The following is a 12,683-nucleotide window of genomic DNA, read 5'->3' on the forward strand; positions in this document are numbered from 1 at the left end:
TTTATCCCTCCTCTACACGATTATTTGAACCAGAATTGTTTTCAAGGATCGAATCTTTAGTTATTGCTCCTCTGAGAGATGATTTTCTCTCCTTCCTTTCTTTAAGCTTCATCTTCCAATTGGCAAATCCACCTACTAACCCCCATGGATAGAAAATAATCATGAATGTTAGAGCTGGACCGAAAATCAACATTCGATAATCTTGAAGAAATTGAAGCTGCTGAGATACCCAAACTATAATAAGGGTTCCTACGATTGGACCTGATAATGTTCCAAGACCGCCCACCAATAAGTAGGTTAATAAATCAAAGGTAATAGATATTCCACCGATATCTGGACCAATAAAGCGAACAAAAGAGGCATAAAGAGCTCCAGAAAGTCCTGCAAAGAAGGTTGAAATAACGAACGAAGCTAGCTTATTCTTTATTGTCGAGATCCCTAAAGTGAGTGCTAAATCTTCACTATTTCGAATCGCAATATAGGATCTTCCCGTTAATGAATGAACAATACGATACATGATAAATACCGTAAACAGTAAGAAGAATAGAACTAAATAATAGAGTGAGACAGGTGTCTGAAAGGTTAACGGTCCAATATCCGCAGGGGCTGGTATCCCAATAAGGCCACGAACGCCTTCTGTTAATGTATCCCATTTATCAATGACAAGGTAAAGTATATACCCAACACACATGGTGTATATGGCGAAAAAATGCTCCTTCGTTCTTAGAGCAACGATTCCTATTAATAAACCTAGAACACTCGTAATGATTAGAGATAATAGAAACGCAGTCCAATAAGGCATTTGTGCCTTTACCGTCAAAAGTCCAAGAGAATAGGCTCCAACCGCAAAAAAACCTGCATGAGCTAATGATAGATAACCGGTATAACCAGCTAAAAGGTTCAGGCCATAAACTGCTATCATCCAAATAAATGATAGAGTCATAACATGGATAAAATAGTCATTTTTTGTTATTAGGGGAAAGCCGATTGCAAGAAGAATGATTACTGTCATGATTGTTTTTTTATTAAAAATAATTGACATTATTGTCCCCCCTTCGCAAATAATCCTGTAGGTTTAACAGACAAGATAATGACAAGGAGGACAAAAGCAATAATATCTTTGTAATCATTCGAAATATAAGTTGCTCCCAAGCTTTCACTAAATCCAAGTATATAACCACCGATAATGGCACCTGGTATACTTCCCATACCCCCAAGGATAATAATGACAAAGGCTTTTAATATGACTAGTTGTCCCATACCAGGAAAAACCAGATTGATAGGAGCTGCAAGTGAAGATGCAATTGCTGCTAATCCACCTGAAATAAGGAAGGTCAACATGGCCACCTTGTTTGTATTTATTCCCACCAAATTTGCTCCTTCTCTATCCTGAGACATGGCAATAATTGTTGAACCTGTAAATGTTTTTTTCAAGAATAAATACAATACAATCATGACAATAATGGCTGATACAACGATGAGGATTCTTTGGACGGTTAAGGTTAATCCAAAAAAAGAAACGACTTGATCATATGGAGTTGGCATTGATTGATAATCCGCTCCCCATACAAATTGTGCGAAGGCTTCTAAAAATAAAAGGATTCCAATTGCGGCTATATTATCTTGAATAGGTGGTGAATCTCTTAATGGGTGGAACACGATTCTTTCCATGAGAACTCCCATAACTCCGACTACGATGATGGAAACAAATATGGCAATCCAATAATGTAGGCCGAATTTGGTCATCATAGTTAATGTAATATATCCACCCATCATATATAGAGCACCATGGGCAAAGTTTGGTATATGTAATATTCCATATACTAGAGTCAAACCTAAAGCAACAAGACTGTAAACACTACCAATGGTTAGTCCATTAAATAACTGTTGTAATAAAATTTCCATTACACTCCTCCTGTCTAATGGTTTTTTTCGTCAGAAAACCTATTTCACCCAAATTAGTTCATAGATTTTCTGACGTATAATCATAGATTTCTCTGTTATTCGTTACATAGCTGGTGACTAATCTTCTCTTTCAATAATCGTAGCAATCCCTTGTCCTCCACCGATACAAGCTGTAATAAGGGCATACCTACCACCAGATCTTTTTAATTCATAAACTGCTTTCGTGGTTAAGATAGCTCCCGTTGCTCCGAGAGGGTGTCCATGCGCAATCGCTCCGCCATTCACATTGACCTTTTCAGGATTCATATGAAGTTCCCTATCACAGGCTATTACCTGTGCTGCAAAGGCTTCATTGATTTCGATTATGTCAATGTCATCTAATGTTAGATCTGATTTTTTCAAAACTTTGTTAGTCGCTGGTACAGGTCCTATTCCCATAATATTTGGGTCTACCCCTGCTACTGCATGTTCTCGAATAACGGCTAAAGGCTTTAAACCTAATTCGCTAGCCTTCTCTCGAGACATAATCACAAGAGCTGATGCGGCATCATTTAAACCAGAACTGTTTCCGGCAGTTACAGAACCACCTTCTATAAATGCGGGAGGTAATTTTGCTAATACTTCCTTTGTTGTTCCTGGTCTAGGATGCTCATCTTGATTAAATAAAATAGGTTCTCCTTTTCTTACAGGAATCGTAATTGGTACTATTTGTTCTTCAAAGCGCCCCTCTTTCATGGCTCTTTCCATTTTTTGCTGACTATTTGCTGCAAATTCATCTTGTTCTTCTCTCGTTATTTCATACTTTTCTACTAAATTTTCTGCCGTAATGCCCATTGGTGGATCCCCTATTTTCTGTGGTGAAAGCTGAGATTTTCTAAACCTTGGTGGTGCGGGGCTATATGGTTTTTCAGCACGATCCATTAAATAGGGTGCCCTGCTCATACTTTCGACACCGCCCGCAATATAAACGTCCCCATCCCCTGCACGAATAGCCTGTGCTGCCAGATTTATAGCATTTATACCAGAACCACATTGGCGATCCACTGTAAGACCAGGTAATTCGAGTGATAGCCCAGTTTCAAGAGCAGTTAAACGAGCGATATTTCCTCCACCACTTAAGACATTCCCCATAATCACATCCTCAACTAGATCAGGAGTAACATTCGCCCGTCTCATGGCCTCTTTAATTACTTCTGCACCAATAACATGCGCTGGAACTGAGGCTAAAGCTCCACCTTGTTTGCCAATAGCTGTTCGAACAGCTGATACAATAACAGCATCTCTTTTCAAATTTCCATCCCCTTTCTTTTTTCGTAATCTTAAGTAATTTTCCTTGAACTAATTCCTTAAATGAATTGTCCGACCTTTACATGGCCTTTTAATAGATTTCTAGAAATAATCATTCGCTGAATTTCATCCGTTCCATCGTAAATTCTCCATAATCTTGCTTCACGGTACCAGCGTTCAATTGGTAATTCACGGGTATACCCCATTCCACCGTGAATTTGTAAGACACGGTCAACTACTCGGTTACCCATATTGGCACCATATAACTTTGCCATAGAAGCTAGGTGACGGTTATCCTCACCTTGGTCAAGCGTCCATGCAGCATTTAGGACGAGCCATTTAGCAGCTTCAATCTCAACGGCAGAATCAGCAATTTGCCACTGAATTGCCTGCCTATCAGCAATCGGGCGTCCAAAAGTAACACGTTCTTTTGAATAATCAATTGCCATTTGAAGCAATCTTTCTGCCATTCCAACTGCACGGGCACCAACTACCCAGCGTGCGAATCCAATCCATTCCAAACCAAGCTTATATCCTCCATGAACTTCTCCAAGAATATTTTCTTCGGGCACACGGACATTATCAAATACTAATGCTGCAGGTCCCCATTCGCCCATCGTATCGATATACTCGGATTTCCAGCCCATATCTCTGTCAACAATAAAACAAGTGACTCCATCCCTACCTGTCCTTTGATGAGCCTCCTTATCAGTGATAGCAATTACCATGACGAAGTCCGCTTCATTTCCACCTGTAATAAAGGTTTTTTCACCATTCAATACCCATTCATTTCCATCCTTAACCGCTGACATTTTAATATTTCTTGTATCTGAACCAGCACCTGGCTCAGTCATGGCGAAGCAAGATTTTTTCTCCCCATTTATGGTTGGAATCAGATATTTTTTCTTTTGCTCCTCATTTGCATAGTAAAGTATATTATCAGCAGAACCTCCAAATCTAAATGGGACAAAGGTTTTTGATACTTCCATATATACTAAGGCCATCATCATTTGACCTAAATCTGCACCACCATATTCCTCCGGTGTATTTATTCCCCAAAAACCAAATTCCTTCGCCTTATTCTGAAGTTCTTCCATTTTTTCTTCTGATAGGCCAGGTTTTCCAGCCCGTTCATTTCTTAGAACATCATTTTCAAGTGGGATTAATTCATTTTCTACAAACCTTCTAATCGTTTGTTGAACCATTCTTTGTTCATCAGTTAATCGTAAATGCATGTTATTCACTCCATCTCTTTTTTAGAATTATCATTTCATAGTCTTACAAACTTCCAAAAAATGAAATCCACTTTTACCTACTAATAGTAGTATCTTTATTAAATGCAATTATTGTGCCAATAATAGTTGATTGAGATACCTTCCTTTATGGTCCTATTTTCTTACAATAATTTGAATTTGAATCAAATGTGACCGTAATTTCAATTCATTAATGAATTGTTAATTCAGTATTAAATCAATTTTTCACCCTATATTCTTTTAATTAGAGCGACCACGCAGGTTCTCAATAAGAAAGGCCATTCCTTGCCCTCCACCTACACAAAGAGAAGCAATTCCATATTTAGCTCCCCTTTTTGCTAATTCATGCATAAGTGTTATGACGATTCTCGCACCAGTAGCGCCTACAGGGTGACCAAGGGCAATGGCTCCCCCATTAACGTTCATTTTCAATGGATCAATATTTAATCCTCGTTGAACAGCAAGGGCTTGTGATGCAAAGGCTTCATTAATTTCAAATAAGTCAATGTCATCCATCGTCATATTAACTCGTTTAAGCAAGGTTTGGATTGCTGGTATTGGACCAATTCCCATTAACTCAGGTGGAACACCGACTGCTGCCCAGTCGAGAATTGCTGCATAGGGTACGATTCCCTCATCATTAGCTGTCTGTTCCGTCATTAACAACACTGCTGATGCTCCGTCATTTCTTCCACATGCATTACCCGCAGTAACTGTCCCATCCTTTTTAAAGGCTGGTTTAAGCTGTTGAAGTTTTTCAAGGGTTGTATTTGGACGTGGGTGTTCATCCCTTTCAAATAGTAAGGTCTTTCTTTTAACCACAATTTCAAGTGGGGCAATTTCAGTTTCGAATCTTCCCTCATCAATGGCTTTTGCTGCCTTTTTTTGACTTTCTAATGCAAATACATCCTGATCTTCTCTTGAAATTCTATACTTTTCGGCAACATTCTCAGCTGTCACACCCATCCCCATGCCTTCCCCGTATATCTCCTTAGGCTGCTGTCCCGCTTCGATATTAGAGTCAACCAAAAAGGGTTTGTCTCCCCCAAAACGCGCACCTCTAAGATAGATAGGAGAACAGCTCATACTTTCTGTACCACCGGCTAGTACAATTCTCGCTTGCCTTGAATGTATTTGCTGGACGCCCGAGGCAATAGCCTGCATGGATGAAGCACATAAGCGATTAACCGTAAAAGCTGGTACTTCAACGGGAATGCCTGCTCGAATGGCAGCCACACGAGCCACATTGGAGGATTCAGTTGATTGTCGAACCTCCCCCATAATTACTTCATCCACCTTTTCGGGTGGGATATTCCCTCTATGGAGAACGCTTTTGATGATATGAGTGGCTAACACTCCCGAATTTACCTCTTTCAAGGCCCCGCCATATCGACCTATTGGGGTCCTTAACCCTTCAGCTATCACAATTCTTTCACTCATTTTAGCTTCTTCCCCCTCTTTACTGATATTCTTTATTCAATTGGCTGATAATAATATTTTTTTGTATTTCAGAGGTTCCTTCATAAATACGAGTAATTCTTGCATCGCGGTAAAAACGTTCAATTGGATAATCGGCTATGTACCCTAACCCCCCGTGTATTTGAACGGCTTTATCTGCTACTCGGTTATATACCTCTGATCCATACAGCTTTAGCATTGCGGCTTCCTTAATTAATTTTTGACCCTGATCAACCATCCACGCAACACGATACGTAAAAGAACGTAATGCCTCGATTTCTAAAGCGATCTCAGCAAGCATATGGGCAACAGCTTGATGCTCAATGATTGGAACCTTAAACTGAATTCTTTCCTTGGCATATCTCATAGATAGATCCAAAAGCTTCTGGCAGGAACCTAAGTTTCGTGCAGCTAAGCCTGCTCTACCATTTGCGAGAATGGTTAATGCGTTCACATAGCCCCTACCTTCCTCACCTAAAAGGTTTTCTACAGGGACTTCACAATCCTCAAAAATGACCTCAGCAGAGTGAGAGCCTCGAAGCCCCATTTTTTTCTCCACTGCTCCAATATGAAAGCCTGGGAACCCCTTTTCTACAATAAAAGAGCTTATCCCCTTTGCACCCTTTGATGCGTCAGTAACTGCCATAACGGTAAAAATATCCGCCACTGTAGCATTAGTGATATAGTGCTTTACCCCATTAAGGATATATTTATCTCCCCTTTTTACTGCTGTGGTTTTTAAATTGGTTGCGTTCGATCCTGCTTCCGGCTCAGTTAAGGCAAATGCACCAATTCTATTTCCTGCAGCCATATCAGGTAAATACTTTTTCCTTTGCTCTTCCGTTCCCATCTCCACAATTCCAACTGTTCCGATACCCGTATGTGCCCCGATTAGGGTGGTATATCCATTATGAGTGGCACCTATTTCTTCATATAAGGCACATTTTCCAACCATCCCTATTCCTAAACCACCATACTCCTCTGGAATGCTAAGTCCGAATAAGCCCATTTCTTTTGACATCTCAACGATTCTTTCAGGGATTTTGTCTTCTTCTTCAATCTGCATGGCCACTTGTTCCACTTCACTTTGGATAAAATCACGAACAATTTGCTTTAAAGAACGGATTTCTTCACTCAATTCAAAGTCCATCTATATTCACAACCTTTCTCTATTTCTGTTAACATTAGGTAAAGTTTTAGCTGTTTCTTTCCTTCTTGCTGAGCTCTTCTTTTATAAGCATTCTTTTAAGTAACTTCCCGACGGTGTTTCTTGGCAGCTCATTCCTTATTTCAAATTCCTTTGGGACCTTATAATGTGTTAGCTTTGAATAGCAATAGCCTTTAACCTCTTCTAGATCAATGGACACATTTTCCTTTGGAACAACATAGGCTTTGACCACCTCTCCAGATACCTCATCGGGAATTCCAACAACCGCAGCTTCCTTTACATCTGGATGCTCATAAAGGATTCCTTCGACTTCCTGAGGATATATATTGAAGCCGTTTACGATAATCATTTCCTTTTTTCTACCAACAATATAAAAGTAGCCATCCTCATCCATAATTGCGAGATCCCCAGTATATAGCCATCCATTTTTGATAGCCCGTTCTGTTTCTATAGGATTATTCCAATACCCCTTCATCACCTGGGGACCCTTAATTAATAGCTCACCTACATACTTTTCTTCTAGTGATTGATTGTTTTCATCAATTATCATGCAATCTGTTAAGGGCAAAGGAATCCCGATACTACCCACCTTTCGATTCGCAAAGGGAGGGTTTCGATGTGTTGAAGGGGAAGCCTCCGATAGTCCAAATCCTTCACCAATAGATACCCCTGTTAATGCTTCAAATCGCTTTAATACTTCAATTGGGAGCGGTGCTGAACCTGAGGAACATATTTTAAAGCAATTTAGCTTGAAAGACTCTATTCCTGGGTAATTTATTATCGTGTTATACATCTTAGGTACGCCTGGGAAAAAGGTAGGTTGATAGCTGTTGATTTGTTCAAGGACCTCTTTTATTTCAAACCTTTTAATCAGCAAAATGGTAGCTCCGAGATAGATTCCTAAATTCATTGCGCTTGTCATCCCATAAACGTGATAAAGAGGAGTCGCAGCTAAGACAGTCTCCTGACCTTGGATGAGCTGATTTCCATACATGAAATGGCTTTGAAGCACATTTGAGGTCAAATTGTAATGAGTAAGCATAGCCCCCTTCATTTTTCCAGATGTCCCACCTGTATATTGGATGACAGCTACATCCTCATGTACATCAATTGGATGGAAATATTGAATTGTATGACCATACTTGATGAGCGTTGGAATACTATTCACGTTCTGTTTGTCATGGATGCTCATACTTAAAGAAAATGAATAAATTGTCTCTACTTCTCTTACTGTTTTCTCTGCGGTTTCATCAAAGACAATATATTGTGGTGTTGAATCTGTGAGGATTTGAAGTAATTCTCTTGAGGTGTAAAAAGGATTGATTTGAACGACCGTCAACCCCAATGCCTGTGCAGCATAATAACAAATGATATATGCTGGATGATTATTCATCATCAAACCAATTCTTTCGCCTTTTGAAAAATTCATACTCTCCCATTTACCTGCTAATAGATCAACCTTTTTCTTCAGTTCTCGATAAGTGATGGATTCCTGTTCAAAGAGGATGGCTAATCGATCAGGGTATCGCTCTTCCGTTTTTTTAAGAAATTCATAGAGTGGTTCTTCTGGAAGCTGAGGGAGTTCTTTTTTGATGTACCATTGATCCCATATTCTATTAGTTGATTGTTCCACATATTCACCTCCATAATTTTAAAATCATATACTTTTAATCCTAGAAAATATGATTATTTGATCTAAGCTAGATTGAATAGATGATTACAAAATAAATAATGCAATTTCCATGCCAATTTGGTTTCCCTTGTTTAAGCTCTTCTTTTTCCATTTACCGTGTTGGTTAATTCAATAATGAATTATGATGGTGTTTCGTAAATTCCTTTGATTCAACAATGAATTAATCACAACAAAAAAACCATCTTAGGTTAGATGGTTTCATGTTTAGGTTTTGTTAAGTAAAAATAACACTTCAGTAACTAATTCACCTCAACTTCATTTGTCAGTTTTATATTATATTTCTTCAGCTTTCTGACAACGGTGGGCTGGCTTGTTTTAAGTACGTCTGCAATTTCATAGGTAGTTTTATATTTCCTTGCCGCCAAAGATAATAGCCTTTCTTCTGTAAGCTCAGTGGCATCTTTTAAAGGCATAATTGCCTCCCTTTCAGGCAATTTTTCTGCAGGCGTATTTCGATATTCTGCAGGCAAATGCTCTACTCCTAAGAAATCATCCTGATTTAATAATGTAAGACGCTCTAATAAATTAGCTAGCTCCCGAACATTTCCCGACCAATTATAATAATATAGAAATGACTTTAACTCGGGAGTTAATTGCTTCATTGTCCCATATTTTTGGTTGATTTTTCCTAGGTATAAATTTGCGAGAGGCAATATTTCCTCTTTTCGTTCTCTAAGTGGTGGAATGGAAATTGGAACAACATTTAAACGGTAGAATAAATCCTCTCGAAATGTCCCTTCCTTTACCATCATTTTTAAGTTCCGATTCGTTGCAGCAATGAATCGGACATCAACTTTTTTCATTGTTGTTCCACCAATGCGAATGATTTCCTTTTCTTGAATAACCCTTAATAGCTTAACTTGTAAATTTAAAGGCATCTCCCCAATTTCATCTAAAAATAGGACACCTTTATCTGCCATTTCAAACATTCCAGGTTTCCCCTTTTTATTTGCACCTGTAAATGCCCCTGCCTCATATCCAAATAGCTCCGATTCCAGGAGATCTGGAGGGATTGCTCCACAATTTACTTTGATGAATTTGCCTGTTCTCCCTCTTTCACTTCTGCTATATATATAATTTGCCAGCACATCTTTTCCGACACCCGTCTCTCCTAGAATTAAGACCGTGGCATCTGTGTCTACAATTCGACTTGCAGTTTCGTAAATTAATTTCATCGATTCAGATTGAACAATTGTGTGCTTATCTGAAAACATGAAGTTCCCTTTTAATCGATTAATCTCTTTCTGGTAACTTTTGTTTAACTCATTTGCTTTCCGAAGGGCCGCCTGCAATTCATTTAGTTCCGATAAATCACGAATATTTGTGACAACGCTTTCAATTTCTCCATTTTCATTAAAGACAGGGTTTCCTGTAAGTAGAGTTTCTCGTCCACAATAATTCAATTGAACCAATGAGACAGTTCTCTTCTTTTCTATCACTTTATGAGTAACTGAATCCTTTAATATCCCTCTTTTCACTAAATCATCGGTTTTTTTGTTAAGGTAGTATTCCTTAGGGATATTCGTAATTCGTTCAATAGCAGAATTGGTTTTAATCGTACGACCATTTTTATCTGTTATATAGATGCCATCATATGAATTCTCTATGATGGCATCCAACTGCCTATTCACTCTTTTCAATTCACTGATTTCGGCAAATATTTGCTCAAACTCATTTGAAAAAACGCCAAAATAGACAATTAAATTTGTCTCCAAACCCATTTTAAAAAAAATGCAACTTTTGGCTTCTATTTTTGCTTGAATAATCTTTCCTTCTCCTCGGATATGCCACTCATCAAAAACCTCAGTTATTTTTTGATGTAATATGTTTTTTGTAAAACTCCTCTTTAATAATTGATTGATTTGTATTATTTCATCATTTTCAAGCGTTTTAAAATAAAGAAAAGGGAGATTGTCTATATCCATCTTTCCACCTCATTTTCTACATGCTACTACTCATAACACAATTCAATCTAAATTTTTTTACCGATTGCCGAATAATATTTATGATTTTCCCTGAGCAAACTTCAATAAATGGTAAATAGATTCAAGAACAGGGGTAGGCACATGAAGCTTACGGCCCCTTTTAATAATAAATCCACAAATAGATTCCAGTTCCATCTCTTTTCCCTTCAACTTATCCTGAAGCATGGATGTTTGATGATTACGAGCGTTCTCAGCCTGTTTGATTATTTTTTCCAAATATGTATCCTCAACTTCAATACCCTCTGCACGAGCCACACAGATGGACTCGTGACCGATCATTTTAGCTATACTTAATAATCCCGGGTCGTCTAAAATGACTCCAGTATTCTCCTCAATAAGGGCTGAAAGAGGGTTAAATATAACGTTCCAAAGAAGTTTTTTCCACTTAACCTTAACGATATTTTCGGAAACACCTGCTTTTATATTTGCCTCATTAAAAATTGTACATAAATACTGAATATAATCCTTATTTTTGCTATAGTCCATTGCACCAATCAGAAATAGCGGTGGGTCACCTATCTGTTTTACAATCCCAATGTCTTTCATATGAACCTGTATGTATGCCGCGGCTGAAATAATTCGATCTCTTCCAAATATTTGAGAAAGAGTTTCTTCGTTATCAACACCGTTTTGCAGGGTAAAGATCATGGCCTCATTCTTTATGATTGGTTGGAGCTTGGAGGCCATTTCCTTAGTATCATTTGATTTAACCGAAAAGATCACGAGGTCTACCTCTGAAAAGTTTTCCAAACCATCCGTAAAGCAACCTTGAACCTTTATTAAATCATTTTCAGACTCTATTAAAAGTCCATTTGAACTCATATATTCATAGGCTTTTCCCCGAGTTAAGAAAGTCACTTCATGTCCAGCATCGGATAAAAGACCACCCACGTATCCTCCAACTGCCCCAGTTCCAGCAATACCTACCTTCATCCCTATACACCTCTAAAAGAATAACAAACCCAGCAACGAAGCAAGGATCATGTCACTGGGTTCTTACCTGATTTATTATTTTGACAACATTAAGAGTTAAATAAATTATATACTACTTTCCCCTTAATAACCTCTATTCCATTCTGATTAACTGCTTTAACAGAGAAATTAAGCTTATTTTCATTTCTTTCTTCTAATACGGCATTTAAGGTGATGACATCTTTTAAAAATACCATTCCTCTAAAACGAATCGAATATTCCTCGATAAATCCTTCTTCAAAATAAGAGGTAAATAGTTTTGCTAAATTTCCCATTGTCCACATTCCGTGAGCAATTACACCTGGAAGGCCCACTTTTTTAGCTTCCTCATCAATTGTATGAATCGGATTAAAGTCCCCAGATGCTCCTGCATATTTAATTAAATCGATTCTGGATACAGGATTCAGCTTGACTTCAGGGAGTGTATCACCGATTTTCAATTCTGTTAACAGGCTCATACAGTCATCCCCTTCCTAACTGCTTCATTAATAATAATGGTTGAACTTGAAGTAAAGATAATATTCCCTTCCAAATCTTCCCCTACAGCATCTGTCACTAGAATGCCCATTCTGCCCTGCTTTCCAGTTTTTTCGGTATAGTCTTTTACCACGGTATAGCAGTACACATCCTCACCAACTAATAGTGGTCTTTCATAATGGAAGTCTTGTTCACCATGGATAAGACCCTTTTTTGGTAGGTTTAATCCTTCAATCACACCATAATCAAATATTCTTGGGAAGGTCGGAGGGGCAATATTTCTACCGTATTTAGATTTCCTTCCAACTTCTTCGTCAAAATATATAGGATGTAGGTCACCAATAGCTTCTGCAAACTTTTTGACCGCACCTCTTTCAACAGTATTTTTCACTTTATTTGATCTTTTTCCGATTTGATCTTGATACATTTCCCATTCACCTCAGCTTTATAATTGTAAACTTTCATGTATCTGTTTTTAGATATAG

The 12,683-nt window shown here is 38.2% G+C and carries 11 protein-coding genes; all 11 read right to left on the minus strand.

Annotated features, from left to right (window positions below):
- Nucleotide 1: 1 nt before the first annotated feature.
- Complete coding sequence (locus BQ6100_RS08085; protein WP_075981190.1) at nucleotides 2-1,042, minus strand: branched-chain amino acid ABC transporter permease; 1,041 nt, start codon at nucleotides 1,040-1,042, stop codon at nucleotides 2-4.
- Entirely contained in the window at nucleotides 1,042-1,905 is an 864-nt protein-coding gene (locus BQ6100_RS08090) for a branched-chain amino acid ABC transporter permease (protein ID WP_075981191.1), read from the minus strand. Before BQ6100_RS08090 ends, BQ6100_RS08085 begins: the two co-directional genes overlap by 1 nt.
- Nucleotides 1,906-2,022: 117 nt before the next feature.
- On the minus strand, nucleotides 2,023-3,195 hold the full coding sequence (locus BQ6100_RS08095) for a thiolase family protein (RefSeq protein WP_075981192.1): 1,173 nt from the start codon (nucleotides 3,193-3,195) through the stop codon (nucleotides 2,023-2,025).
- A 56-nt stretch (nucleotides 3,196-3,251) separates the two neighbouring features.
- Nucleotides 3,252-4,427, minus strand: a complete 1,176-nt coding sequence (locus BQ6100_RS08100) for an acyl-CoA dehydrogenase family protein (RefSeq protein WP_075981193.1) — start codon at nucleotides 4,425-4,427, stop codon at nucleotides 3,252-3,254.
- A gap of 258 nt (nucleotides 4,428-4,685) precedes the next feature.
- Nucleotides 4,686-5,885 (minus strand): thiolase family protein, encoded by a 1,200-nt coding sequence (locus BQ6100_RS08105; protein WP_075981194.1) that lies wholly within the window; start codon nucleotides 5,883-5,885, stop codon nucleotides 4,686-4,688.
- Nucleotides 5,886-5,904: 19 nt separating this feature from the next.
- Nucleotides 5,905-7,053 (minus strand): acyl-CoA dehydrogenase family protein, encoded by a 1,149-nt coding sequence (locus tag BQ6100_RS08110; protein ID WP_075981195.1) that lies wholly within the window; start codon nucleotides 7,051-7,053, stop codon nucleotides 5,905-5,907.
- 46 nt (nucleotides 7,054-7,099) lie between these two features.
- Nucleotides 7,100-8,704 carry a long-chain-fatty-acid--CoA ligase gene (locus tag BQ6100_RS08115; protein WP_075981196.1) on the minus strand — a complete coding sequence of 535 codons (1,605 nt, stop codon included), beginning with the start codon at nucleotides 8,702-8,704 and terminating at the stop codon, nucleotides 7,100-7,102.
- Nucleotides 8,705-9,003: 299 nt separating this feature from the next.
- On the minus strand, nucleotides 9,004-10,689 hold the full coding sequence (locus BQ6100_RS08120; protein WP_075981197.1) for a sigma-54 interaction domain-containing protein: 1,686 nt from the start codon (nucleotides 10,687-10,689) through the stop codon (nucleotides 9,004-9,006).
- A gap of 78 nt (nucleotides 10,690-10,767) precedes the next feature.
- Entirely contained in the window at nucleotides 10,768-11,682 is a 915-nt protein-coding gene (locus BQ6100_RS08125; RefSeq protein WP_075981198.1) for a ketopantoate reductase family protein, read from the minus strand.
- An 89-nt stretch (nucleotides 11,683-11,771) separates the two neighbouring features.
- The gene (locus tag BQ6100_RS08130; RefSeq protein WP_075981199.1) at nucleotides 11,772-12,179 is read right to left on the minus strand and encodes a MaoC/PaaZ C-terminal domain-containing protein; all 408 of its coding nucleotides are present in this window, start codon (nucleotides 12,177-12,179) and stop codon (nucleotides 11,772-11,774) included.
- A complete protein-coding gene (locus BQ6100_RS08135; RefSeq protein WP_075981200.1) occupies nucleotides 12,176-12,625 on the minus strand; it encodes a MaoC family dehydratase N-terminal domain-containing protein in 450 nt (149 codons plus the stop codon). Before BQ6100_RS08135 ends, BQ6100_RS08130 begins: the two co-directional genes overlap by 4 nt.
- Between the last annotated feature and the right edge of the window lie 58 nt (nucleotides 12,626-12,683).

The organism is Bacillus massilinigeriensis (assembly GCF_900117315.1).
GTDB classification, from domain to species: domain Bacteria; phylum Bacillota; class Bacilli; order Bacillales; family Cytobacillaceae; genus Bacillus_BE; species Bacillus_BE massilionigeriensis.